A 24,540-nucleotide genomic window follows, 5' to 3' on the forward strand; every position below is an offset into this window, starting at 1 on the left:
CCCGGGTTCGCGGTAGAGTCAAAGGGCACCAGATTGCCTCCGCCGTGTACACCGCCGGCGGACCCACACCGCAGAAACGACTCCATGAGCAGCACTGACCTGAGCCCTGAAGACCTCGACGCCTGTCTTCGGGTCCTGTCCCAGATCCACGTCCTTGATGAAGAGCACCCGGACCATGTGGCCGTCCGCCGGGCCACGGCGAAGATGTTCAAAGCCGTCAAGAAACACCGCAAGGTCACCAAACGGGAAGCGGTCGCGGAAGCAGACCGCGCCGTCGTCGCCCGCACGGCCACCGGCGCGCCGGACCGGATCGATGATGAGACCCGCGGTGCCCAGCTCACCAGCGCCGCCCACGGTCCCTCCGCCGGTACCCTGCTCAAGCCGCGCAACTGCTACATCTGCAAGCAGCCCTACACCCTTGTCGACGCGTTCTATCACCAGCTTTGCCCGGAGTGCGCCGCCTTCAGCCACAGCAAACGGGATGCACGCACGGACCTGACGGGCAAGCGGGCACTGCTAACCGGCGGGCGCGCCAAAATCGGCATGTACATCGCCCTGCGGCTGCTGCGTGACGGTGCGCACACCACCGTCACCACACGGTTCCCCAAGGACGCTGCCCGCCGCTTCGCGGCCATGGAGGATTCCGCGGAGTGGCTGCACCGGCTCAAAATCGTGGGAATCGACCTGCGTGATCCGGCCCAGGTGATTTCGCTGGCCGACGCCGTGGCGGCTGAGGGTCCGCTCGACATCCTGATCAATAACGCCGCGCAGACCGTCCGCCGCACTTCCAACGCCTATCAGCCGCTGATGGATGCCGAGCTCGAAGAGCTGCCGGCCGGCCGGCCGATGCCGGAACTCGTCACCTTCGGCAACACGTACAACGCCCACCCCACGGCGCTGGCCGGATCCGTGGCCGAGCACCCGGTGCTGGCAGGGGACGCCGTGACCTCACTCGCTTTGACCGCCGGATCATCCTCCCTGGCCAGGCTCGAGGCGGGAACCGCGATCGACGGCGGCGGCCTGGTTCCGGACACGGCACCCATCAACAGCTGGACCCAGGTGGTGGACCAGGTGGAACCGCTGGAAATGCTGGAGGTGCAGCTGTGCAACGTCACGGCGCCGTTCCTGCTGGTGAACCGGCTGCGTCCGTCCATGGCAGCTTCACCGGCACGGCGGAAGTACATTGTGAACGTCTCCGCGATGGAGGGCCAGTTCGCCCGCCGCTACAAAGGCCCCGGCCACCCGCACACCAACATGGCGAAAGCCTCGCTGAACATGCTCACCCGCACCAGTGCCGGCGAGATGCTCGAGACCGACGGGATCCTCATGACCGCCGTCGACACCGGCTGGATCACGGATGAACGTCCCCACCCGACCAAGGTGCGGCTCGCCGAGGAAGGTTTCCATGCGCCGCTGGACCTGGTGGACGGAGCGGCCCGCGTTTACGATCCGATCGTCATGGGCGAAGCCGGAGAGGACCTGCACGGGGTCTTCCTCAAGGATTACCGGCCCTCTCCCTGGTAGACCGCCGCCGGCGCACCGCGGCGATGGCTTTGCTGAGCTCGGAGACCAGCACGATGGTCGCTGCCACGCCGATGCAGAGCAGCCACTGGTCGGCTGTGAGCGGAACCGTATCGAAAAGCGACTCGAACACGCCGAGCTGGACCACCAGGAACTGCAGAACGACGACGGCGCCCAAGGCCAGCCAGATGGTGCGGTTCGTAAACGTCTGCAGGGAGAAGAGTGAGGACGTTTCACTGCGGACGTTGAGCAGGTTGAAAACCTGGTAGAAAACGAAGGTGGTGAACGCCATGGTGGTGGCGAAGTTGGTGCTCGCCGCCGCACTGTCCGGGAAAAGCGCCGGTGCGCTCAGCAGCACCCAGCAGGTCCCCGCGGCCATCACCAGGCCCGAGACCAGGAGGCTGGCCAGCCGCTGGCCGGTCAGCAGCGGCTCCCGGGGTTTCCTCGGCGGCTGCTGCATCACCTTCGGGTCCGTGGAGTCCACCCCGAGCGCCAGGGCCGGCGGCCCGTCCATGATGATGTTGACCCACAGGATCTGGATCGCCGTAAACGGTGCTCCCCCGGCGAAGCCAAAGGTGGCAGCGGCCAGGAAAATCAGTACGAAACCCCACGCAGTCGTGAGCTGGAAGCGGACGAACTTGAGGATGTTCGCGTAAATTCCGCGTCCCTCTTCGACTGCGGCGACGATCGTGGCGAAGTTGTCATCTGTCAGGATCATCCGTGCAGCACCCTTGGACACATCGGTCCCGGTGATGCCCATGGCGATGCCAATGTCCGCGCGCTTGAGGGCGGGCGCGTCGTTCACGCCGTCGCCCGTCATGGCTACCACGTCACCGTTGGCCTGCAGGGCCTCGACGACCCGGAGTTTATGCTCCGGTGAGACCCGTGCCAGCACCCCGTACTCCGGTGCCCGCTCCCGGAGTTCCTGCTCACTGAACCGGTCCAGATCGGCTCCGGCCACTGCCCTCCCCCGGATACCCAGGTCCTTGGCGATCGCCGAAGCGGTCACGAGGTGATCGCCGGTGATCATGTGCACGTTGATGCCTGCGGCGTGGGCCACGGCGATGGCGTCGCGGGCCTCGGCCCGGGGCGGGTCCATGATGCCGACGACGGCGAACAGCACCAGGTCTGTGGCAGCTTCCTTCAGGCCGTCCTGAGTGCCGGGAAGCGGTGCGTTCAGCGGGCGCCCAGCGACGGCAAGGGTGCGCAGGCCCTGATCCGCCAGGGCTGTGACACCGGCCAGCAGCCGTTCGCGGTCTTCGGCGGACATTGGCTGCACGCCATCGGGAACTGACATCGATGAGCACAGATCCAGCACAACGCCCGGCGCGCCTTTCACGTTGCAGTAAACGGCACCGGGGCTGTTGACGTTGTCGTTGAACGTGGCCATGTACTTGTATTCGGAGTCAAACGGTATTTCCGCAACCCGCGGATGCTCGGCACGAGCGCCGGAGGGATCGATGCCGCCCTTTTCCGCCAGCACCACCAGGGCGCCCTCCGTAGGATCTCCGGTGAGCACTCCGTCCGTCACCGAGGCATCGTTGCACAGGACCATCACCAGGTAGGCCTCGGTAAGCGCGGGAACCGGAAGGCCATCCGGGCTCAGGATCCTGCCCTCGATCCCGTAGCCGGTCCCGGTGACCCGGAACTGCCGCCCGTTGGCGGTGATGATCTGCCGTGCGGTCATTTCATTCAGCGTCAGCGTGCCGGTTTTATCCGTGCAGATTTGAGACGTTCCGCCGAGTGTTTCCACTGCGGAAAGCTGTTTGATGATGGCACCGCGGGCCGCCAGCCGGGAGGCACCCATCGCCAGAGTGAAGGCGACGACGGCGGTGAGGCCCTCCGGGATCGTGGCGACGGCCAGCGAGACCGAAGTCAGCAGCAGGGTATTCAGGTCCTCACCGCGGAGCAGACCGAGGAGGAAGACCACCGCCACGACGCCCAGGGCGATCCAGGTCAGCAGGGCCGCCAGCTGGTCGATGCTGCGCTGGAGGGAGGTCTTCTCTTCAGCCGTACTGCCAAGGAGGTGGGCGATCCGGCCCATCTGGGTGTCCATGCCCGTGCCGGTCACCACCATAACGGCCCGCCCCCGGCTGATGTCGGTGCCCATGTACAGCATGCCGTGCCTGTCGGCGACGGGAACGTCCTCCGGCGCGATGGCGGCCGCGTCCTTATTCACCGGCTGGGATTCACCGGTGAGGGCGGCTTCAGCGGCCTGCAGCCGCACCGCATCAAGCAACCGGCCGTCTGCCGGTACGGCATCCCCGGCTTCCAGCAGGACGATGTCGCCGGGCACGAGGCTGGTGCGCGGGACCGTGACGGCTGTGCCGCCGCGGCGGACCCGCGCCGATCCGACATCGGTGCGGCGCAGCGCTTCAAGGCTGTTCTCCGCCCGGCGTTCCTGGACATAGTTGAGGATGGTGTTGAGGATGACGACAGCCAGGATCACAATCGGCGTCTCGAGGTCGCGGGAAACGACGGCGCTCAGGACCGCCGCGGCCAGGAGAACCAGGATCAACCTGTCGGACAGCAGGGCCAGGATCTTCCGCCAGGCCGGTACGGCAGGCGCACCGGCGAGCTGGTTCGGGCCGTACCGGGACAGGCGTTCGGTGACCTGTTGTTCACTCAACCCGGTTTCCGGGCTGGTTCCCAGGGCCGCGGCGGCAGCCGGACCGGACACGGTCCAGGGCGGCGGGATCTGTTCCTGTAGCGCTGGGGATGTTTTGGGTGACCCGGCGTCCGCGCCGGACCGCCCGGAATCCGGGTTACTGCCATGCTGCATGGGCTGCCCCTGTGCTGGCCTTGTCGGATGGTCCGGCCAGTCTAGCAACGGGTCATCGGGCCGGTAATGGGCGGACGCAGAGTTGGTTGCCCGGCCCCGGGTCAGGGATTGTGGAGCAATGCCCTCACTCTCCGCCGCCAGGACCCTTCCCGGGCTGGCCGCCTCAGCAGTTGCCGTGCTGGCCTGTCTTGCACTGCACCGGCTGCTGCCCGGCTTCCCGGTCCTCACTGCAGCCGTTGTCCTGGGCCTGCTGGCGGGGAACCTGCCCGGAACGGCGGCTCAGGTCACCGGCGCCTGGAAACCCGGACTGGCCCTGGCCGCGAAAAAGTTCCTGCGCCTGGGGATCGTGCTGCTGGGCCTGAAGGTTTCCCTGGTGGACATCGCCGGACTGGGCTGGCTCACCGTGCTGCTGCTCGCCGCGCTCGTGGGCTTTTCCTTCGGGATGACCTACCTGGTGTGCCGGGCATTCCGGCTGCCGGGCGAGGAGCCCGTGCTGATAGCCGCAGGTTTCTCTATCTGCGGAGTCTCCGCAATCGGTGCCGTGGCCGCTGCCCGGCAGGTCCGCCAGGCGCAGACGGCGGTTCCGGTGGCCGTGGTCACCATGTTCGGAACCCTTGCTATCGGAGTACTTCCGCTGCTGTCCTCCCTGCTTGGTCTTGCACCCGAAGTATTCGGGTTCCTGGCAGGCGCCGCCGTCCACGATGTGGGGCAGGTGGTGGCAACCGCGCAGACCGCCGGAACGGCGGCCCTGGCCCTGGCCGTCGTCGTAAAACTGGTCCGGGTGCTCATGCTGGCGCCGGTCAGTGCTCTGGCCGGACTCCACCACCGCCGCCGCTCCGGCCATGAGGGGAAGCTTCCCCCGCTCATCCCGCTGTTTGTGGCGGGTTTCCTGGCCGCTGTGCTGCTGCGGACCACTGGGATCCTCCCGGCGGACGTCCTCGGAGCGGCAGCCGCCGTGCAGGACCTCCTGTTTGCGGCCGCGCTCTTCGGACTCGGGGCGTCAGTGAATGTCCGCAGCCTTCTGCGGACCGGTGGACCAGCCGTTGCGGCCTCACTGGTGTCCTGGCTGATCATCGTCGGTGCAGCGCTCCTGCTGGCTCTCCTGCTGGTTCCGGCGGGCTGACACCCTTGTCTGCCGGTTTCCGCCGCAGCTACGATCTGGCTCACGGTGAGCCGGGTGATCAGCGCCCAACGGCGGCAAGGGGACAGTATGACGGCGGTCCACGCTCGAACGCCCCTCCCTGCCGGTCCTGAAACGGTTCCCAGGAAAGCCGGTCTGCTGCCCAGGATCGCCGGGCTGGCCTGGTGTGCCGTGATCCTGTGGCTGCTGTGCTCAAACCTGGTCCTGCCATCCTTCGGCATCTCCCGGTATGAGACGTGGGCAGCCGTGCTTGGCGGCGCGGGGGTGCTGGGACTCACCGTGGCATTCCCCTGGCTGCTGGCCAGGATGGACGCCGGGCTTGCAGGACTGCGGTGGCTGCGGGTGCTGCTGTCGGTTCTGGGCTGGTCCGTTCTTTTCTCCTGCCAGGCCAGGGCAGCGGATGCTGTCCGGCTGCCACCTGACTGGGATGCCGCTCCGGTGTTCTACTCTGCGCTGGCACTGGCGGACGGGGCGCCGGGCAACGTGGACGTCAGCTACTTCCAGATCAACCCCAACAACCTGCTGCTGATGCTCCTGCTGAGCAAATTCATGGAGACGGCGCAGGCTTTGGGTGTCACGGACCTGCGCCAGTCGGTGGCCTACCTCAACGCGGCAGTCCTCTTCTGCGGCATGCTGCTGACGTACGCCGCGGCCGCCCTGCTGGGCGGCCGGCAGACTGCCCGGCTGACGCTGGTGCCCTCGATCATCCTGATTCTCTTTTCGCCGTGGCTGCCGGTTTTTTACTCCGATACGGTGGGGCTGCTGTTCCCGATTCTCATTTTCTGCCTGCTGGCCGCTGCTGGACGGTGCCGCTGGCCGGCGCGGATGCTCCTCTGGGCGGCCGCCGGGGCCGCAGCGGCCGTGGGGTACGGCATTAAACCCACGGTCCTGATCTGCCTGGCGGCCGCCGCGCTGGTGGGGCTTTTTTCGATCCGCCGGGGCCGGTGGCGGCAGGATGCGCTCTCCGTGCTGCTCGCCATGGCCGTGGCAGGGGGCTCTTTCGCAGGGATGCATGGCGCGGTCCAGGCGTGGGAGCGGTCCAGCGTGGTCAACGGGGATCCTGCCTCCCGGGAGCCTGCCATTCCGCCGACACACTTCCTGAAGGTGGGAGCCCAGCAGTATCCGGGCCCGAACGGAGACTACTACGGCGCCTACAATGAACCGGACCGCCTCGGGACGCTCTCGATTGAGGATCCGCAGGAGCGTTTTGACGCGGGCCTCCAGGCGTACCGGGAACGTGTGGAGGCCATGGGCCCTGCGGGCTACGCGGGGTTCCTGAACGCGAAACTGCGGTGGATCACTGGCGACGGTTCCTTCTTTGGCTGGGGCGAAGGAGGGATGACGGCGGACCAGTTTCTCGCCGATGACGGGCTAAGCCGGAGCATCCAGGATTTTTACGGTCCGGGCCGGCCGGGTTTCGGATTCTCACTCTCCCTCTGGCAAGGAACCTGGTTCCTGCTCCTGGCTCTGTGCGGCGGTGCAGTGTTCCTGCGGGATCCCCGCCTGGCCGCGCTGGGCCCGGTCATGGCCCGCATCAGCCTGCTGGGTCTGCTGCTGTTCCTGATGTTCTCGGAGGGCAGGGCACGGTTCCTGTACCTCTACGTCCCCTATTTCATCGTGCTGGGAGCGGTCTCGCTGCAGTGCCTGCCGGTGCTGACCGGAAGGTGGGGCGCCACACGCCGTGGGAGGCAACCTGTGGAAGATGGGGCCAAGGTGGTTGAATGAACGGGTGTCGAACCAAAACCTGAGCCGCGAAGAAGCCGCTGCACGTTCCCGCCTGCTGAGCGTTGATTCCTATGACGTCGACCTGGACCTGGGCAACGCCGCCGATCCAGCCGCGGCCGGGTTCCGGTCCCGCACCACCATCCACTTCTCCTGCAGCGAGGCCGGTGCCTCCACGTTCCTGGACTTCATCCACGGTGGGGTGGACGCCGTCGTCGTGAATGGAATGGCCTTCGATCCGGCGGAGACAGTAGACGGTTCCCGGATTGAACTGCATAACCTCCTGGCCGGGGCGAACACTGTGACGATTCAGGGCACAGCCCTGTACAGCCGCAGCGGTGAAGGGCTGCACCGTTTCACCGACCCGGCAGACGGGCAGACTTACCTGTACACGCAGTACGAGCCGGCGGACGCCCGCCGGGTTTTCGCGAACTTCGAGCAGCCGGACCTGAAGGCTTCCTTTACCTTCCACGTGAGCGCGCCGTCGGGCTGGGAGGTTGCCTCCAACGGCGTGGAAGCCGCCCGCACACCGCTGGAGGACGGAACGCTCAGCCGCTGGGATTTCTCCCCCACCCAACGGATCTCCACCTACATCACCACCGTGCTGGCCGGCCCGTACTTCAAGGCTGCTGACAGCTGGTCGACACAGCTGGCGAACGGAACTGAACTGGTAATCCCGCTGGGAGCCTACTGCAGGGCGTCACTGGCTGAATTCTTCGATCCGGACAGTATTTTCGACACGACCAAGCGGGGCCTGGACTACTTCCACCGGCTCTTCAACTACCCCTATCCCTTCGGCAAGTACGACCAGGCGTTTGTGCCCGAATACAACCTGGGCGCCATGGAAAACCCGGGCCTGGTGACCTTCACGGAGGCCTATGTCTTCCGGACCAAGGCAACCGAGGCACAGTACGAGGCCCGGGCCAACACCATCCTGCACGAGATGGCACACATGTGGTTCGGCGACCTGGTAACGATGCGCTGGTGGGATGACCTGTGGCTGAAGGAGTCATTCGCCGATTACATGGGTGCCCTGGCGGTCGACGAGGCAACGGACTGGACGAACTCCTGGGTCAGTTTCGCCAACCGGCGGAAGGCCTGGGCCTACGTCCAGGACCAGCTGCCCACCACCCACCCGATCGTGGCGGACATTCCGGATCTCGAAGCTGCCAAGCAGAACTTTGACGGCATCACCTACGCCAAGGGCGCCTCCGTCCTGAAGCAGCTGGTCGCCTACGTAGGATTTGAGCCGTTTATCGAAGCCTCGCGGGCCTACTTTGCCCGGCATGCCTACGGCAACACGACGCTCACCGACCTGCTGGACGTCCTGGCCGAGGCATCAGGGAGGGACATGGGGCACTGGGCGCAGCTGTGGCTCCAGACGGCCGGTGTTCCGGTATTGGAAGTGGACGCCGAGACCGCCGGGGACGGCACGTTCAGGGCTGTCACGATTCGCCAGGACGCTCCTGATCCGGTCAGCGGCGAACAGGTTCCGCGCCCTCACCGCCTGCAGCTGGGCCTGTACGACCTCACCGCCGAGGGATGGCTGGAACGTTCCGGCTGCGTTGAGGTTGATGTCGAGGGCCGGCGAACACCGGTCCCCGAACTGGTGGGGCGGAAGCGTCCTGCCCTCCTGCTGCCGAACGACGGTGACCTCACCTATGCCAAGATCAGGTTTGACCCGGTGTCCCTTGCGAACCTGCTGGATAACCTGCCCCGGCTCCGTGATCCCCTGGCCCGCGCCATCTGCCTTTCAGCGCTATGGAACAACGTGCGCGACGGCGTGCTCTCTGCCCACGATTACGTCCGGCTGGTCGTCCGCACCGCTCCCACGGAAACCGGAGCAGGGGTCCTGCAGGCACTCCTGGAAAACGCACGCTTCGCAGTGGAACGGTATGCGCCGCAGGAAATCCGTGCTCAGCTGCGCGAACAACTGTTCACGGCCGTTGCCGCCCAGCTTGCGGAGGCAGCCGGAGGAAGCGACCTGCAGCTCATCTGGGCACGGGCTGCTGCGGCGCTCGGCCGGCGCAGCTCCAGTCATGACAAAATGCTCCGCGGCCTGCTTTCCGGCGGGGTTGCCTTCCCCGGCCTCGCTGTTGACGCCGATCTGCGCTGGAAGCTCTGGCAGGCCCTGGCCGGGACAGGGGCAGCCGGGGCGGAGGAACTCAAGGCCGAACTCGCCAAGGACAACACGGCAGCCGGACGGGTGGGTTACACGGTGGCGGCCGCGGCGGTGCCCGACCCCGCCGTCAAGGCAGCTGCCTGGGAGGCAGCAGTTCATTCGAACGAGCTGTCCAACGAACTCCTGTCGGCCACCATCGAAGGATTCTGCATTGGCGGACACGACCTTTTGGATCCCTACATTGGTGATTACTTCGCATCGCTGACCGGGGTGTGGAGCAGCCGCAGCATTGAACTGGCCTCACGGGTGGTGGCCGGCCTCTATCCGGCGGCACAGGACCTTCCCCCGCATATGGTCCCGGCCGACCACCCCGTGGTGGAACTGGGCCAGCAATGGCTCGAGACGAATCCCCAGGCGCCTGCGGCACTGCGCAGGATTGTCCTTGAACAGCAGGACCACCTGTTGAGGTCGCTTCGCGCGCAGGCGGCCGCGCGCTAGGGGTTACGGCCGTTTTGCGACACTGAGCAGGAACGCGGAGTCCTCCAGTGCGGTGACGGAGTGCCGGGCCTGCGGCACGATCAGCAGGTCGCCGGCAGATCCCTCCCAGGAGGTTCCCTCCGAGCTGAGGCTCACGCGGCCCTTGAGGACCATCACGGTGGCCTCGCCCGGATTGTCATGTTCATCCAGGACAAAACCCGACGCCAAAGCGATGACCGTCTGGCGCAGGATGTGTTCGTGTCCCCCGTACACCGTGACGGAGCTACGCCCGGAGGAAGCTTGCCGGGCCGTTTCCAAATGGTTCCTGACCAGCGCCGTCAGCGACTTCTTTTCCATGCAGCGAAGTCTATGGGCCGGTTCCGGCAGGCGGTAGACGTGCCTACGGCACGCGGTTGATCCACTCCGAAGTGCCGAACTTATCGGCGACTTTCCGCCGCGCCAATTCCATCTCCGAATCCGTGATCTCCGTCTGCTTGGCGCCGTAGCGTTCGGCGAACGTCTGCATCATCGTCGCGATGATCTCTTCGCGGCTGAGGCCCGTCTGCCGGCGCAGCGGATCGACGCGCTTCTTGGCGCTCCGGGTGCCCTTGTCGGAAAGCTTCTCCTTGCCGATGCGCAGGACGTCAACCATTTTGTCGGCATCGATGTCATAGGACATGGTGACGTGGTGCAGCATGCCCCCGGAGCTGAGCCGTTTCTGTGCTGCCCCGCCGATCTTCCCCTGGTCGGTGGCAATGTCATTGAGCGGCTGATACCAGGCCTTGATGCCGAGGCGTTCAAGGGATTCCATCACCCAGGCGTCCAGGAACGGGTACGAGTCAGCGAAGCTGAGTCCGTCCACGAGGGACTGCGGGATGTAGAGGGAGTAGGTGATGGCGTTGCCGTGTTCCATGAACATGGCGCCCCCGCCGCTGATGCGCCGGACGACGGTCACGCCGTGGCGCTCCGCGCCGTCGGGATCCACTTCATTGCGCAGCGACTGGAAGGAGCCGATCACTACGGACGGTGCTTCCCATTCCCAGAAACGAAGGGTCGGGTTCCGCCGTCCGGCTCCAACCTCTTCGGCAAGGACCTCGTCCATGGCGACGTGCATGTGAGTGGGGAGCGCTGTGGGAGGGATGATTTCCCACTCATGGTCACCCCAGCTGGTGGCCTTCGCCAGTGCCCGGCGGACGGTGATTGCCACTGCCTCCGGCGAGAACCCGAACAGGACGGCATCCGGGCTCAGCCGTGCGCGGACGGCAGTGCTGATCTGCTCAGCAGTACTGTCCGCCGGCAGGCCGTTGAGGGCTGCATTGATCTCTTCGAGGGCGTCGTCCGGTTCCAGGAAGAAGTCTCCGCTGAGGGAGACGGAGTCCAGGACCCCATCGCGTACCTCAAGGTCCACGACGACGAGTTTCCCGCCCGGTACCTTGTATTCCCCGTGGCGGCTGCCGTTTTCTTCGTTCATTCTGACCCCTCTTGGACATGCAATCCGGACTGGTTCGCGGAAGATGCTGACGAAAACGAAAGGCCCGTCCGGAATATGCCGGACGGACCTTTCAATTTTAGGCTGATGCCTTAGAAGTGAACTGCTACTTCTTGCCGCCGAAGCCCTTGAAGCGTGCGTTGAAGCGCTCGACGCGGCCTGCGGAGTCCATGATGCGCTGCTTGCCCGTGTAGAACGGGTGCGATGCGGAGGAGATTTCCACCTCGATGAGCGGGTAGGTGTTGCCGTCTTCCCACTCGATGGTCTTGGAGGAGGAGGCCGTGGAGTTGGTCAGGAAAGCGGTGTCAGACGCGAGGTCGCGGAAGACTACCGGGGCGTACTTGGGGTGGATATCAGACTTCACAGTAATACCTTCTTTAGGTGACTGGATTTTGCCAGGCACGATGGGTGTCAAAAACTTAAGACTTCACAAGCTCTGATGGCCTGTTGGCCAACACTCAATCCTACCGTAAACGGGCCTGCGGCTGTTAACCACTCCGCCAGCCGGTTACGGATGCCCGGACCGAGGAGTGGATTCCGCGGGTCGTGCCGGTGTATTCGATGAGCAGCGGGCGGTAGAGATCATCGAGCAGCAGCACCAGGGATCCGGTGAACCCTCCGGGCTCCGTTGCCTCGATGACAGCTGTGAGCTTTGTGACCGGGACACCGTTGTGCTCCGAATCGTATTCGGGAAGGGCGGGCCTGGCTGACTCCAGCAGGCTGCGCAGGCGGTCGGGATTCGCCGTGAGTTCGGCGGCGTCAACGAGGACAGCCGCGTAAGCTTCCTCGGCGCCTCCGTCGGCGTTGGCGGCAACGGCGGCATCACCCGTGCGCAGGGTGCGGGAAGCACCGTCGACGGTGATTTCAAGGTCACCGTCCTGGCTGTTCAACTCCATGCTGAAACCGGGAGCGGTCCGGAAATCCATGCTGTAGGTACCCGGCGGCAGCCAGCTGGCCGACGTCGTCAGGCTCTGCCGTGCGCCGGCCCCAGCCACCATGGCGGCCGAGACGCAGGAACCGGCATCCGGAAAACCCGCGGTGTCCCTGCGGAGCAGCCACTGACAGGCATCCTGAACGTCTGCTGCCATGCCGGTCTGTGCTCCGCTGACGCCCACCTGCAGCGGCGCGGACGGCGGCGGCGGCTCCGGTTCCGCTGTGCGAACCCGTGCCTGCTGGGGAGCAGCGGGTCCGGCTGCGGAAACGGAAGGTGCCTGCGTTGCCTGGCGGGCTTCCAGCTGCTCTGCGGTGGGTCCGCAGGCCGCCGCTGCCGGCAGCAGCGCAGCCAGGCACAGCACGGCTATCCGTTGCCGCCGGAACGGGTGGACGCGTCTGGCCATGGAAGAGACCCCGGGAGTCAGTGGATGGTGCTTCGTGCACCGACAGTGTCGCACCGCAGGGCCAGGAACATAAGGGTATTCCGGTGCTAGAAAACGCGGCACTCCCAGAAGGCGACAGCGCTTGCCGCGGCAACGTTCAGGGAGTCCACTCCCCCCTGCATGGGGATGCGGACCGTGAGGTCGACCTCGGCCAGGGTGCTGCGGGAAAGGCCGTCCCCCTCGGTCCCAAGGACCAGCGCCAGCCGCTCGTGCCGCTGCGCGCCCAGCTCCTGCAGCGTCAGTGAATCCTCTTCCAGTGCCAGCGCAGCGGTGGTGAATCCTGCGTGGCGCAGATCCGCGAGGGCTCCGGGCCACTCCTGCAGCCGCAGCCACGGCACCTGGAACACCGTTCCCATGCTCACCCGGATGGCGCGGCGGTACAGCGGATCGGCGCACTGCGGGCTGACCAGGACGGCGTCGACGCCCAAAGCTGCGGCCGAGCGGAAGATTGCCCCAATATTGGTGTGGTCCACAATGTCCTCCAGCACGGCAACCCGCCGGGCAGCTGCCAGGACCGGGCCAAGTTCCAGTGGCTGCGGCCGGTGCATGGCGGCCAGGGCCCCGCGGTGCAGATGGAATCCGGTGATTGCTTCGAGGACAGCCGGCGAGCCTACGTAGGCCGGCACATCGGGGAACGCATCCAGGACGTCCTGCAGGTCCGGGAGCCACTTATCCGCCAGGAAGAAGGAACGGGGCACATGGCCGGCCTCAATGGCGCGCCGCAGCACCTTGGAAGACTCCGCGATATACATGCCCTCGGCGGGCTCCCGGAGCCGGCGCAGAGACGTGTCGGTCAGCCGGGTGTAATCGGATACGCGGGGATCGTCGGCGGACTCCAGGCGGTGGAGACTCACCCGAACACCATGACCCAAAGAGCCACGAGGCCCAGGAGAACGATAACGCTGCGCAGCACCACCGGGGAGAGGCGGCGTCCGACTGCCGCACCCACGAATCCGCCGATCAGGGAGCTGACGGCAATGAGGGCAACCACGGGCCAGACAATGCGGTCGAAGGCAAAGATTACGTAGGACGTCGCAGCCACGATGTTCACGCCCAGCACCAGGATGTTCTTCATGGCGTTGGCGTTCTGCATAGTGCCGTGCAGGAAGATGCCCAGGATGCCGACCAGCAGAATCCCCTGCGCTGCCACGAAGTAGCCGCCGTAGACGCCGGCCAGGTAGACCAGGGCAATCAGCACCCAGGAATGGCCTGAACGTGCGGGCTCATCCTCCGCTTCCTGCGTCCGGGCGGCGCGGGCCCGGACCCAGGACTGCAGTTTCGGCTGGAAAATCACGAAGCACAGGGCCAGGACAATCAGATACGGTGCCACCGTGCCGAACACGGCTTCGGGCAGGTGAAGCAGCAGCCAGGCGCCGGTGATCCCACCGAGGATCGACGCCGGCAGCAGCCGAAGCAGTGTGCCTTTGAGGCCGGCCAGTTCACGCCGGTAGCCCCAGGATCCGGCCATGTTCCCGGCAACCAGTCCCATGGCATTGCTGATGGTCGCGGTGACCGGGGCGTAGCCCAGCGCAACGAGCACAGGAAAGGTAACCAGTGTGCCGGATCCAACAATGGCGTTGATGGTCCCGGCCCAGAGCCCGGCGAAGAAGATGAGGGCATCGTGGAACAGCCCCGCTGAGGACATGAGCATGCGGCGCTGCGGTCTTAGCGCCGGGCGGTCGCGGTGTAGCGGCCCGAGGCATCACGCTGGACCGAGAGGGGAAGGTCGAACGCGGTGCTGAGATGGTCCTCGGTAAAGACCGTTTCGATCGGGCCCGCGGCCACGACGGTGCCCTCGCGCAGCAGCAGCGCATGCGTGAAGCCCGGGGGTACTTCCTCAAGATGGTGGGTGACCAGGACCATGGCGGGAGCCTCGTCGTCGGCGGCCAGGTTGGCCAGGCGCTGCACCAGGTCCTCGCGGCCGGCAAGATCAAGGCCGGCAGCGGGCTCGTCCAGAAGCAGCAGCTCCGGGTCCGTCATGAGGGCCCGGGCGATCTGCACACGCTTGCGTTCCCCTTCGCTGAGCGATGCGAAAGGGCGGTTGATGAAGGTGGACATGCCCCAGTCGTGCAGCAGGCGGAAGGCGCGGCGCTCATCGAGCTTGTCGTACTTTTCGCGCCAGCGTCCCGTCATGCCGTAGGCGGCGGTCAGGACCACATTCAGGACGGTTTCATGCTCGGGAATCTGATTGGCCAGGGACGCCGAAGCCAGCCCGATCCTGGGGCGGAGTTCGAAGACGTCGACCGCACCAAGGATCTCTTCCAGGATGCCGGCCATGCCCCGTGTGGGGTGCATCCGTCCGCCGGCAATCTGCAGCAGCGTGGTTTTCCCGGCGCCGTTGGGTCCCATGATGACCCACCGTTCACCTTCCCTGACCTGCCAGTCGACGCCGTCCAACAGGGTCTTTCCGCCCCGGACGACGCTTACTCCAGCAAATTCAAGAACATCACTCATAGCAGTAGACACTAGGCTAAAGAAAGGCGCGTTGGCGAAACGCTACGCCGCCGCGCCGCCGTGCCGTTCCCCAGGCCGACCGGCAGACAGTGCACCTATAGGACTACCCGCAGAACGGAACCCGCATGCCCCCCGAAAGCTTCCCGGAATTCAGTGTCGTCAGCTACGGTCGGGAGCTTGCCGATGACTACCTGGGCCAAGTCCAGCAGGCCGTAACCGATCTCGGCGCGCGGATCCTGGAGCTGGAGAATGCGGACGGTGACGGGTACACCGTTTCCAAGCTCTTCGTGTCCTACGCCGGCGGTGTGGAGGCACTGCGGCTTGCGGTGGCCGCCGCGGCCGCAGCCGCCCTGGACAGCGGAGCAGCGCCGGCTCAAAGCACAGTGGTGCCCGCGTCGCTGCTGGAGCCCGCCCGGAAGCTGCTGGTCATGGACGTTGACTCGACCCTCATCAAGCAGGAAGTAATTGAACTCCTCGCCGCTCACGCGGGACGTGAAGCCGAAGTGGCCGCGGTGACCGAGGCAGCCATGCGCGGCGAACTGGATTTTGCCCAAAGCCTGCACGAACGGGTGAAGACCCTGGCCGGGCTCCCCGAAACCGTGATCGCGGAAGTCGGGACGCGGATCGAACTCTCCGACGGCGCGGAAATCCTGGTGGGCGAGTTCCTGGCCGCCGGACACGCCGTCGCCGTCGTCTCCGGCGGGTTTAACCAGGTCCTGGCACCGCTGGCCGAGAAGCTGCAGCTGACGTTCGCCCGTGCCAACGAACTGGGAATCGAGAACGGCTTCCTGACCGGTGAGGTGAGCGGCGAAGTCGTGGACCGGGCGGTCAAGGCCCGTTCACTGCGGGAATGGGCAGCCGGACTGGGTATCAAGGAGGAGCACACCATCGCCGTGGGTGACGGTGCCAATGACCTGGACATGCTGGCGGCCGCCGCCCTTGGCGTGGCGTTCAACGCCAAGCCTGCCGTGCAGGCCGCAGCGGATGCCGTGCTTAACCTGCCCAACCTGGACGTGGTCCGGCACTTCGTCAAGCTCTAGCGGACTGAATCTCCGGCTGTCCCCGCGGTTCGAACACCGCCCGGGACAGCCGGAAAACTGCCGTCAGGCGCCTAGGTAATCCTGGCCGCCGATGTACTCGGTGTGGCCGGCCGGAACGTCTGCCAGGGCCATGCGGGCCACTTCAGCGGCGAATTCCTCGACCGAGTAGAGCCGCCCGGCTTCTTCCCGGCGAGCTTCGATGGCTCCCGGATTGGCCCGGTCCAGCAGGGTCGCCGTGACGGTTCCTTCGATCATGTCGCCGGAAACCACCACCAGGGAAATGCCCTTCTCCTCCAGCGCCGGAATCATTGCCCGCAGGGCGTCTTCTCCGGCACGCTTGCTCCGGGCCACCGGCTCATATTCGGGCATGGTCGGCACGGAGTTGATGAAGTGTGCCTGGTGGCTGGTGACGAACACCACGCGGGATCCCGGCTTCATAACTTCCGCAGCGGCTGTGAGCATGTTCACCTGCGCGTCACGGTTCAGCTTCAGCGCGTAGTCCTCACCGAGCCCGGTTTCCATGCCGCCTGAGGCATTCAGGACCAAAATGTCCACCCCGCCGAAGGACTCCCTGGCCGCTTCGACCAGTGCTGCCGGCCCTTCCGGTGAGGTGAGGTCCGCGCCGACCGCAACTGCGCGGCCGCCGGCGGCCTCGATGCCCGCCACCACCTTGTTGGCCCGGGGGGCCTTCTGCCGGTAGTTGACGACGACGGCGGCGCCGTCGCCGGCGAGCAGCTTCGCTACCTCAGCTCCGATACCGCGCGACGACCCGGTAACAATCGCGGCTTTGCCATCAAGCTGGCCCATGAATACTCCTCTTTGTGGAAAGTAGCTAAAAGTAGCTGACGAATTAGACTCTGCAAACCATCCTGCCAGCCGGGCTGGCAGGGAGCGTTAGTGGATTCCTCCAAGGAATCCCTCCGCGGCAGGGTGCGGAGCTAGTGGCCCATCCCGAGGCCGCCGTCGACCGGGATGACGGCACCGGAGATGTAGCCGGCTTCCGGCCCGGCGATCCACCGGACAACCCCGGCGACTTCCTCCGGATCGGCGAACCGCCCGGCGGGGATCGAGGAAAGGTAGCTCTTGCGGGTGTCTTCCGGCAGGGCCTGCGTCATATCCGTGTCGATGAAGCCCGGCGCCACAACGTTCGCCGTGATGTTCCGTGAACCAAGCTCACGCGTCAGGGACCGGGCAATGCCAATCAGGCCGGCCTTGGACGCGGCATAGTTGACCTGGCCCGGTGAGCCGTACAGGCCGACAACGGAGGAAATCAGCACAACCCGTCCCCGCCGGAGCTTCAGCATGCCCTTGGAAGCCCGCTTCACCACCCGGAAGGCGCCAGTGAGGTTCGTATCCACCACATCGGTGAAATCGTCTTCGCTCATGCGCAGCAGAAGGGTGTCGCGGGTGATGCCGGCGTTGGCGACCAGGACCTCCACCGGCCCATGGGCGGCTTCGACTTCGGTGAAAGCGGCATCGACCGAAGCCATGTCCGTGACATCCGCCTTGACGCCGAGCATGCCGTCGGGAACGTCCCCGCTGCGGTAGGTGATGGCAACCCGGTCCCCCGCTTCCAGGAAGGCCTTCGCAATGGCCAGGCCTATGCCGCGGTTACCGCCCGTCACAAGGACGCTTCGGCCGGCTGGTGTCTGGGGATCGTTCTGCACGCAAAAATCCTTACGCTGGGGTCAGGTGGTAAGTTCCGATCCTATCGGCGCCCGGGGTAACTTCAAGAACACTGCGGGCAGTGAGATAATAGAAATACCTGTTTGGAGAATCATGAAAAAGGCTACCCGCCGCGGCGGCCACATCCCGCGGATTACGGATGCCCGCACGGCCCACACTGACGAGATGCATGCGCGCATGGTCAAGTACACCGTGTCCATGAGCATCCGCCTCGTGTGTCTTTTCCTGCTCTTTTTCGTCCACGGCTGGATGATGTGGGTGGTGATTGCCGGGGCCATAGTCCTGCCCTGGTTCGCCGTCGTCATTGCCAACGGCGGCAGCGACACCCGCAACATGGACGGCTCTGATTCTGCTTACCAGGACGCGCCCCCGCCACAGCTGGAGGCCCGGCCGGCGCAGGATTCCGCCGAGACCACGGTTCTTCACGGGGAAATTATCGACGACGACGGCCAGACCGGCCGGGGCAAGGCAGAACCGGACGCATGAACCTGCTTGACCAGTTATCCGGCGGCGCCGGCTCAGAAGACCGCGCCCGTTGTTCCCGCAAAGGCTGCCGTGCAGACGCCGCCTGGCAGCTGCTGTGGAACAACCCGAAGATCCATACTCCTGAGCGGAGGAAGATCTGGCTGGCCTGCGGAGACCACCGCGGCTGGCTGGAAGATTACCTGCAGGTCCGGTCCCTCTGGAAAGAGACGCTGCCCCTGGGCCCTGCTACCGAAAGCGACACGCCATAAATGTATAAGTTCCTCCTGTCCAGCCGCTGGCTCGGCTGGTTTGCCCTTGTCTGCGCGCTGGCAGCAGTCTGCGCCTACCTGGGCACCTGGCAGCTGGACCGCCGGGATGCCATCCGCGAGGACATCGGATGGGTGGAAACCAACTATTCGGCCGCACCGGTGCCGTTCGATGAGGCGGCCGGCTACTTCCAGGAATTCGATCCCTCGGCAGAGTGGCTGCCCGTGGAACTTACCGGGACCTACGACACCGCGAACCAGCGGATCGTCCGCAACCGGCCCCTGAACGGCCGGCCCGGCTATGAAGTCCTGGTGCCGCTGAAGCTCGGGGACGGAACCGCCGTCGTCATCAACCGCGGGTGGCTGCCGATCGGCGACAACGAAGCCGGCTGGCCGGATGAGATTCCCGAAGCTCCGGCCGGTGAAGTCACGGTGACCGCCAGATTGAAGCCGGCCGAGCCCACTTTGCTCCGCGGCGCCCCCGAAGGACAGCTTGCGTCCATCGATCTCACCGAATACGAACGCCAGACCGGATATCCGCTGCAGACGGCGGCGTACGGACTGATGGACACCGAAGACCCGGCTCCCGCAACGCGCCCGGAGGCAGCGCCGAAACCCTCCGTTGATGAAGGCCCGCACCTCTCCTATGCCATGCAGTGGTACGCATTCGGACTGCTTTTCTTCGTGGGCCTGGGCTACGCGGCCCGCCAGGAAGCATGGAACCGGATTGAATCCGGTGAAGACGAAGAGTGGGAGGACGAGGAGTGGGACGACGACGAGAATGAGACACACTCGGCGGCTCCGGCGCCCAGGCGCACCCGTCCTGTCCGTAAACGCCGGGGACCCACGGGCGAGGAAGAGGAAGATGCGATCCTCGACGCCCAGGGGTTCTAGAACCGCCTGAACAACATGCGAAGAGGCCGCCGCCTTCCGGAAGGAAAGCGGCGGCCTCTTCGTCTGCCGGGCCGGGAATCAGGCCAGGGTGACCAGATCCAGGTAGCCGTCGTTCCAGTGGTCTTCGTCGCCGTCCGGCAGAAGCACCACGCGTTCCGGGTTCAGGGCCGCCACGGCTCCCTCATCGTGGCTGACCATAACCACGGCCCCGGAGTAGTTGCTCAGGGCGCCCAGGATCTCCGCACGGGAGGCCGGATCCAGGTTGTTCGTCGGCTCATCCAGGAGCAGGACGTTGGCGGAGGAAGCCACAATGGTCGCCAGTGCCAGGCGGGTCTTTTCACCGCCGGAGAGGACTCCGGCAGGCTTGTTCACGTCATCACCACTGAACATAAAGGAACCCAGGACATTGCGCACCTCGGCGTCATCCATGTCCGGTGCCGATGAGCGCATGTTTTCCAGCACGGTCCGCTCGGTGTCCAGGGTTTCGTGCTCCTGGGCGTAGTAGCCGACCTTCAGGCCGTGGCCCGGAATGATCCTGCCTGTGTCCGGCGTATCCACACCCGCAAGCATCCGCAGCAGTGTGGTCTTGCCTGCACCGTTCAGCCCCAGGATGACTACCTTGGAGCCGCGGTCGATGGCCAGGTCCACGTCGGTGAAGATCTCCAGCGATCCATAGCTCTTGCTGAGCCCTTCGGCCATCATGGGGGTCTTGCCGCAGGGAGCCGGATCCGGGAACCGAAGTGCCGCGACCTTGTCCGAGGCGCGGACGGCATCGAGCCCGCTCATCAGCCGGTCCACGCGCTTGAGCATGCTCTGCGCGGCAGAGGCGCCCGACGCGCGGGCCTTCATCTTGTTGGCCTGGGCCAGCAGGACCCCGGCCTTCTTCTCAGTATTGGCACGTTCGCGCTTGCGGGCGCGTTCGTCAGTCTCGCGCTGGATCTTGTAGCGCTTCCAATCCATGTTGTAAATGTCGATGGTGGCCCGGTTGGCGTCCAGGCTGAAGACCTTGTTGACCGTTGCTTCCAGCAGCTCGGTGTCGTGGCTGATGACGATCAGTCCGCCGGTGTGGTTCTTCAGGAACTCTCGCAGCCACGCGATGGAGTCCGCGTCGAGGTGGTTGGTGGGTTCGTCAAGGAGCATGGTCTCGGCGTCGGAGTAAAGGATCCTGGCGAGCTCCACGCGGCGGCGCTGGCCACCGGAAAGGGTCTTGAGCGGCTGGTTCAGCAGCCGGTCCGGAAGGGCAAGGTTGGCGCAGATGGTTGCGGCTTCCGATTCTGCGGAGTAGCCGCCGGCCGCAAGGAACTCAGCCTCGAGCCGGTCGTAGCGGTTCATGGCCTTCTGCGAGATCTTCGGATCATCGCTGGCCATTTCGTCCTGGCACTTCTTGAGCTGCGCCACGACCTTGTCCAGGCCGCGGGCAGAGAGGATGCGGTCCCGGCCGAGCTGTTCCATGTCCGGCGTACGCGGGTCCTGCGGAAGGTAGCCGATGTCACCGGTGCGCTTGATGTGTCCGTTGGCGGGAAGGGCCTCACCGGCCAGGACCTTGGTCAGGGTGGTCTTGCCGGCGCCGTTGCGCCCGACGAGTCCGATCTTGTCTCCCTTGTCCACACGGAATGAGACCGCTTCCATGAGCAGGCGTGCACCGGCACGAAGCTCGAGATCAGATACGGCAATCACTAAGGAGGACCTTTCGAAGGGGGTGGGGTTGTGAAGAAAGCTGCCCGGGCAGCCTTTCAAGTCTACCGGTCCCACGCGGTTTGTAGGAACCCGACAAACAGAATGCCGGTGGGACGCCGCTAATGTCGGAACTGCCAAGGAATTACGTGCACGACTTCACATCACTTGTTGTAGAACCCCGACGAAATGAGCCAAAATGTCCGCAGTTTCAGAGCCCGCGGTGCGCCGCCCCCGCCGCACCGCGTGGTCGGCCACTGATCTTTCCTACATTGCTGTCTTCGCTGCCCTCACGGCAGCTTTTTCCCTGCTGCCCGGGATTCCGCTGGCGGCCGGCGTCCCCATTACGCTGCAGACGCTGGCGGTCATGCTTGCGGGACTGATCCTCGGTCCGCTGCGCGGTGCAGCGGCCGTGGGCCTGTACCTTGTGGCAGGACTGGCCGGGCTCCCGGTCTTCAGCGGCTTCAGCGGCGGCCTCGGGGTCCTGGCCGGCCCTTCTGCCGGCTACCTGCTCTCCTTTCCCCTTGCCGCGCTGGTAGTGGGGCTGCTCTCCCGCGCCGTTCTGCGCCGGGTCCGCAGGGCCCGGTTCGCGGCCCTGTTTGGTGCCGCCCTGGCCACCAGCTTCCTGGTCATCCACCCGCTCGGAATTGCCGGAATGATGCTCAACGCAAAGCTTCCCTTCGCCGCCGCAGTGGCAGCGGACATGGCCTTCTGGCCCGGAGACGTGATCAAGAACCTCGCCGCGGCCGCCGTCGCCGTCAGCGTGATGGCCGCCTTCCCCCGGCTGGTGCCCAACCGTCCGGCCCCGGCCGCACACTGATGCCCACTGTCTCTTTCGCCGCCGCCGGGGTGCTGGCGGAGGACGGCGCCGCAGGAACGCCGGCTGCCGTCCGCACGATCCTGCACCCCGTCACCCTGGAACTCACGGAGCGCCGGGTAGCGGTGATCGGCGCCAACGGGTCGGGTAAATCCACCTTCCTGCGCCTGATCAACGGACTGCTGCTGCCGTCCAGCGGGAGCGTCAGTGTTGACGGCGAGGACACCGCGCGGAACGGTTCCCGGGTGCGGCGGCGGGTCGGGTTTGTCTTCACCGACCCGCTGTCGCAGCTGGTGATGCCCACGGGACGCGACGACGTCGAACTTTCCCTGCGCCGCAGCGTCCGGGATCCGCAGGCCCGGCGGGCGGCTGCGGAGGAACGGCTGGCCTCCCTGGGGCTGCTGGAACTGGCGGACCGCAGCATCTACGATCTCTCCGGCGGTGAACGGCAGCTGATGGCCCTGGCCACGGTCCTGGCGGTGGAACCGGCGGTGCTGGTGGCGGATGAACCGAGCACCCTGCTGGACCTCCGGAATACCGCCCGGCTGCGGGAGAAACTCGCCGCGCTCCCCCAGCAGGTCATTTACACGACCCATGACCTGGATTTCGCGGCCGACGCCGAGCGGGTTCTGGTCATCGACGATGGGCGGATTGTCTGCGATGCCGGCCCCGAAGAGGCCATCGCCAGGTACCGGGCACTTTCGCTGGGTATTCGATGACAGGCGGGAGGGGGCTGTGAGGAACCGGGATGCGCTGCTCGGCGCCTACATCGCCGGGAACTCTGCCGTGCACCGGACGCCGCTGGCCCTGAAGGCCGCCGCCGTCGTTGTGCTCTCCATCCTGACCCTCGCCCTTGCGAGCCTGCCGGTCACCGCTGCCGCCGCCCTGCTGACCACCGCGGCCTATGCGGCAGCAGGACTGCTGCGCGAGCTTCCGCGCCCGCTGGCCGTGATGTGGCCGGTGCTGGTGCTGATCATGGCGGTTCAGCTGTGGACCGTGGACGCCGCGGGCGCGGTGGTGACCGCGGGGAACATCCTGGTCTGCGTGGCCGCTTCCAGGCTGCTGATCCTGACCGTGCCGGTGCCGGAACTTCTGGACGGCGTTGTTGCGCTGGTCCGGCCACTGAAGGTCTTTGGAGCGGATCCGGAACGATTCGGCCTGGCCCTGGCACTGATGGTCCGCAGCCTGCCCTATCTGCTTGGCTCAGCAGCGGATGTGCGGGCTTCGGCCAAGGCGCGGGGGCTGGAGCGGAACCTGCGGGCGCAGGCGGTACCTGTGGTGATCCGCGCTGTCGCCTACGCACAGCAGACCGGAGAGGCGCTGGCCGCCCGCGGCATCGGGGAACCCGGGGACCCAGACGTCCCCGCTTAAGGGACAGGTTCAGGCACGCAAAAGGGCGGACACCCATCAGGATGTCCGCCCTTTTGCCTGCTGCTTGGCAGAGAAGCGCTAGATGTTGAAGCCCAGGGCCCGCATCTGGTCACGTCCATCGTCCGTGATCTTCTCGGGACCCCACGGCGGCATCCAGACCCAGTTCAGCCGGAACTCGTCGACAACGCCCTCAAGCGCCTTGCCGGTCTGCTCTTCGAGGACATCGGTGAGCGGGCAGGCAGCGGTGGTGAGCGTCATGTCGATGAGCAGGGCACCGTCGTCGGCGTACTTCAGGCCGTAGAGCAGGCCCAGATCGACGATGTTCACCCCCAGCTCAGGGTCAATGACGTCCTTGAGGGCCTCTTCGACATCCTCCAGGGATGTCTGGGCCAGATTGGCGTCAGTCATGTTCTGCTCCTGTTCCTCAGGCTCGTGCGGTCCAGCCTAGGCGCTGACGGCGCCGGTCTTGGTGAACCGGTCGTAGCCTTCTTCTTCCAGACGGTCGGCAAGCTCGGGGCCACCCTGCTCGGCGATCCGGCCGTCAACGAACACGTGTACGTTGTCCGGCTTGATGTAGCGCAGGATCCGCGTGTAGTGCGTAATCAGCAGGGTACCCATGTTGCCGTCCGCATGCTCGCGGTTCACACCTTCGGAGACAACCTTCAGTGCGTCAACGTCCAGACCGGAGTCCGTCTCATCCAGGATGGCGAACTTCGGGTGGAACAGTTCCAGCTGCAGGATCTCCACGCGCTTCTTCTCGCCGCCGGAGAAACCTTCGTTGACGTTGCGCTGGGCAAAGTCAGCGTCGATGCGCAGCTGGGACATGGCTGCCTTGACGTCCTTGGTCCAGTGGCGCAGGGACGGAGCTTCGCCGTCCAGGGCGGTCTTGGCGGTCCGCAGGAAGTTGGTCATGGTGACACCCGGAACCTCCACCGGGTACTGCATGGCCAGGAAGAGGCCGGCGCGGGCACGCTCGTCAACGCTCATCGCCAGGACGTCTTCGCCGTCCAGGGTGATGCTGCCGCTGTCCACGGTGTAACGCGGGTGGCCGGCGATGGTGGAGGCCAGGGTGGACTTACCGGAGCCGTTCGGGCCCATAATGGCGTGGGTCTCGCCGGTCTTGATGGTGAGGCTGACGCCCTTCAGGATCTGCTTCTTGACACCCTGTTCGGTCTCAATGCTGACGTGAAGGTCCTTGATTTCAAGAGTGGACATGCGTAGTTTCGCTTTCTCTTTGCACGCA

Annotated in this window: 24 protein-coding genes; 11 read left to right on the forward strand and 13 right to left on the reverse strand. The window is 65.6% G+C overall.

Going from position 1 to position 24,540, the window contains the following annotated elements:
* Positions 1 to 84 precede the first annotated feature (84 nt).
* Positions 85 to 1,524 carry an SDR family oxidoreductase gene (locus H9638_RS07740; protein ID WP_191746621.1) on the forward strand — a complete coding sequence of 480 codons (1,440 nt, stop codon included), beginning with the start codon at positions 85 to 87 and terminating at the stop codon, positions 1,522 to 1,524.
* Here the strand turns inward: H9638_RS07740 and H9638_RS07745 are convergent.
* Positions 1,496 to 4,201: a cation-translocating P-type ATPase gene (locus tag H9638_RS07745; RefSeq protein ID WP_404799652.1), complete on the reverse strand. Its 2,706-nt coding sequence runs from the start codon at positions 4,199 to 4,201 to the stop codon at positions 1,496 to 1,498. The two genes, H9638_RS07740 and H9638_RS07745, sit on opposite strands and share 29 nt — an antisense overlap.
* 220 nt (positions 4,202 to 4,421) lie before the next feature.
* On the opposite strand from H9638_RS07745, the gene H9638_RS07750 reads away from it, so the two are divergent.
* The 3 genes from H9638_RS07750 to pepN all read left to right on the forward strand — a co-directional run bounded on the left by H9638_RS07750 (position 4,422) and on the right by pepN (position 9,786).
* Entirely contained in the window at positions 4,422 to 5,426 is a 1,005-nt protein-coding gene (locus H9638_RS07750) for a YeiH family protein (RefSeq protein ID WP_191746623.1), read from the forward strand.
* Positions 5,427 to 5,513: 87 nt separating this feature from the next.
* Positions 5,514 to 7,169, forward strand: a complete 1,656-nt coding sequence (locus H9638_RS07755; protein WP_191746624.1) for a hypothetical protein — start codon at positions 5,514 to 5,516, stop codon at positions 7,167 to 7,169.
* Between the two features lie 4 nt (positions 7,170 to 7,173).
* Entirely contained in the window at positions 7,174 to 9,786 is a 2,613-nt protein-coding gene (pepN, locus tag H9638_RS07760) for an aminopeptidase N (RefSeq protein ID WP_191746625.1), read from the forward strand.
* Between the two features lie 3 nt (positions 9,787 to 9,789).
* On the opposite strand, the gene H9638_RS07765 is transcribed toward pepN, so the two are convergent.
* From H9638_RS07765 to H9638_RS07795, 7 genes are all read right to left on the reverse strand, one after another.
* A complete protein-coding gene (locus H9638_RS07765; protein ID WP_191746626.1) occupies positions 9,790 to 10,122 on the reverse strand; it encodes a cupin domain-containing protein in 333 nt (110 codons plus the stop codon).
* Positions 10,123 to 10,165: 43 nt separating this feature from the next.
* Positions 10,166 to 11,236, reverse strand: a complete 1,071-nt coding sequence (locus H9638_RS07770) for a lipoate--protein ligase family protein (RefSeq protein ID WP_191746627.1) — start codon at positions 11,234 to 11,236, stop codon at positions 10,166 to 10,168.
* Positions 11,237 to 11,360: 124 nt separating this feature from the next.
* A complete protein-coding gene (locus tag H9638_RS07775) occupies positions 11,361 to 11,618 on the reverse strand; it encodes a type B 50S ribosomal protein L31 (protein ID WP_066297878.1) in 258 nt (85 codons plus the stop codon).
* A gap of 124 nt (positions 11,619 to 11,742) precedes the next feature.
* Positions 11,743 to 12,591 (reverse strand): hypothetical protein, encoded by an 849-nt coding sequence (locus H9638_RS07780; RefSeq protein ID WP_191746628.1) that lies wholly within the window; start codon positions 12,589 to 12,591, stop codon positions 11,743 to 11,745.
* Positions 12,592 to 12,677: 86 nt separating this feature from the next.
* Positions 12,678 to 13,484, reverse strand: a complete 807-nt coding sequence (locus tag H9638_RS07785; protein ID WP_191746629.1) for a TrmH family RNA methyltransferase — start codon at positions 13,482 to 13,484, stop codon at positions 12,678 to 12,680.
* Positions 13,481 to 14,281, reverse strand: coding sequence for a sulfite exporter TauE/SafE family protein (locus tag H9638_RS07790; RefSeq protein ID WP_225217146.1), 801 nt, complete (start codon positions 14,279 to 14,281; stop codon positions 13,481 to 13,483). Before H9638_RS07790 ends, H9638_RS07785 begins: the two co-directional genes overlap by 4 nt.
* Positions 14,282 to 14,295: 14 nt before the next feature.
* Positions 14,296 to 15,084, reverse strand: coding sequence for an ABC transporter ATP-binding protein (locus H9638_RS07795; RefSeq protein WP_191746630.1), 789 nt, complete (start codon positions 15,082 to 15,084; stop codon positions 14,296 to 14,298).
* Positions 15,085 to 15,209: 125 nt separating this feature from the next.
* Here H9638_RS07795 and serB point away from each other — a divergent pair, with 125 nt between their 5' ends.
* On the forward strand, positions 15,210 to 16,124 hold the full coding sequence (gene serB, locus H9638_RS07800) for a phosphoserine phosphatase SerB (RefSeq protein ID WP_191746631.1): 915 nt from the start codon (positions 15,210 to 15,212) through the stop codon (positions 16,122 to 16,124).
* A 63-nt stretch (positions 16,125 to 16,187) separates the two neighbouring features.
* Here the strand turns inward: serB and H9638_RS07805 are convergent, their stop codons facing one another.
* Together H9638_RS07805 and fabG are read right to left on the reverse strand one after the other, a co-directional pair.
* The gene (locus H9638_RS07805; RefSeq protein WP_191746632.1) at positions 16,188 to 16,931 is read right to left on the reverse strand and encodes an SDR family oxidoreductase; all 744 of its coding nucleotides are present in this window, start codon (positions 16,929 to 16,931) and stop codon (positions 16,188 to 16,190) included.
* Between the two features lie 131 nt (positions 16,932 to 17,062).
* On the reverse strand, positions 17,063 to 17,791 hold the full coding sequence (gene fabG, locus H9638_RS07810) for a beta-ketoacyl-ACP reductase (protein WP_191746633.1): 729 nt from the start codon (positions 17,789 to 17,791) through the stop codon (positions 17,063 to 17,065).
* Positions 17,792 to 17,903: 112 nt separating this feature from the next.
* Here fabG and H9638_RS07815 point away from each other — a divergent pair, with 112 nt between their 5' ends.
* The 3 genes from H9638_RS07815 to H9638_RS07820 are packed head-to-tail and all read left to right on the forward strand — an operon-like array spanning position 17,904 to position 19,435.
* Entirely contained in the window at positions 17,904 to 18,296 is a 393-nt protein-coding gene (locus H9638_RS07815; RefSeq protein WP_191746634.1) for a DUF3099 domain-containing protein, read from the forward strand.
* Positions 18,293 to 18,544, forward strand: a complete 252-nt coding sequence (locus tag H9638_RS16820) for a hypothetical protein (RefSeq protein ID WP_225217147.1) — start codon at positions 18,293 to 18,295, stop codon at positions 18,542 to 18,544. The genes H9638_RS07815 and H9638_RS16820 overlap by 4 nt, the downstream gene beginning before the upstream one ends.
* The gene (locus H9638_RS07820) at positions 18,545 to 19,435 is read left to right on the forward strand and encodes an SURF1 family cytochrome oxidase biogenesis protein (RefSeq protein WP_191746635.1); all 891 of its coding nucleotides are present in this window, start codon (positions 18,545 to 18,547) and stop codon (positions 19,433 to 19,435) included. It abuts the gene before it with no gap.
* A gap of 78 nt (positions 19,436 to 19,513) precedes the next feature.
* Here the strand turns inward: H9638_RS07820 and H9638_RS07825 are convergent, their stop codons facing one another.
* Positions 19,514 to 21,112, reverse strand: a complete 1,599-nt coding sequence (locus H9638_RS07825) for an ABC-F family ATP-binding cassette domain-containing protein (protein WP_191746636.1) — start codon at positions 21,110 to 21,112, stop codon at positions 19,514 to 19,516.
* 196 nt (positions 21,113 to 21,308) lie between these two features.
* On the opposite strand from H9638_RS07825, the gene H9638_RS07830 reads away from it, so the two are divergent.
* From H9638_RS07830 to H9638_RS07840, 3 genes are read left to right on the forward strand one after another with little or no spacing between them, the layout of a single operon-like run.
* On the forward strand, positions 21,309 to 21,929 hold the full coding sequence (locus H9638_RS07830) for a biotin transporter BioY (protein WP_191746637.1): 621 nt from the start codon (positions 21,309 to 21,311) through the stop codon (positions 21,927 to 21,929).
* Positions 21,929 to 22,645 carry an energy-coupling factor ABC transporter ATP-binding protein gene (locus H9638_RS07835; protein ID WP_191746638.1) on the forward strand — a complete coding sequence of 239 codons (717 nt, stop codon included), beginning with the start codon at positions 21,929 to 21,931 and terminating at the stop codon, positions 22,643 to 22,645. Before H9638_RS07830 ends, H9638_RS07835 begins: the two co-directional genes overlap by 1 nt.
* Before the next feature lie 16 nt (positions 22,646 to 22,661).
* Entirely contained in the window at positions 22,662 to 23,297 is a 636-nt protein-coding gene (locus H9638_RS07840) for an energy-coupling factor transporter transmembrane component T family protein (RefSeq protein WP_318241817.1), read from the forward strand.
* Positions 23,298 to 23,375: 78 nt separating this feature from the next.
* Here the strand turns inward: H9638_RS07840 and H9638_RS07845 are convergent, their stop codons facing one another.
* The gene (locus H9638_RS07845) at positions 23,376 to 23,705 is read right to left on the reverse strand and encodes a metal-sulfur cluster assembly factor (RefSeq protein ID WP_066297911.1); all 330 of its coding nucleotides are present in this window, start codon (positions 23,703 to 23,705) and stop codon (positions 23,376 to 23,378) included.
* Positions 23,706 to 23,741: 36 nt separating this feature from the next.
* Positions 23,742 to 24,512, reverse strand: a complete 771-nt coding sequence (gene sufC / locus H9638_RS07850) for a Fe-S cluster assembly ATPase SufC (RefSeq protein ID WP_191746640.1) — start codon at positions 24,510 to 24,512, stop codon at positions 23,742 to 23,744.
* Positions 24,513 to 24,540: the final 28 nt, after the last annotated feature.

It is taken from the genome of Arthrobacter pullicola (assembly GCF_014836875.1).
Taxonomy (GTDB): domain Bacteria; phylum Actinomycetota; class Actinomycetes; order Actinomycetales; family Micrococcaceae; genus Arthrobacter_B; species Arthrobacter_B pullicola.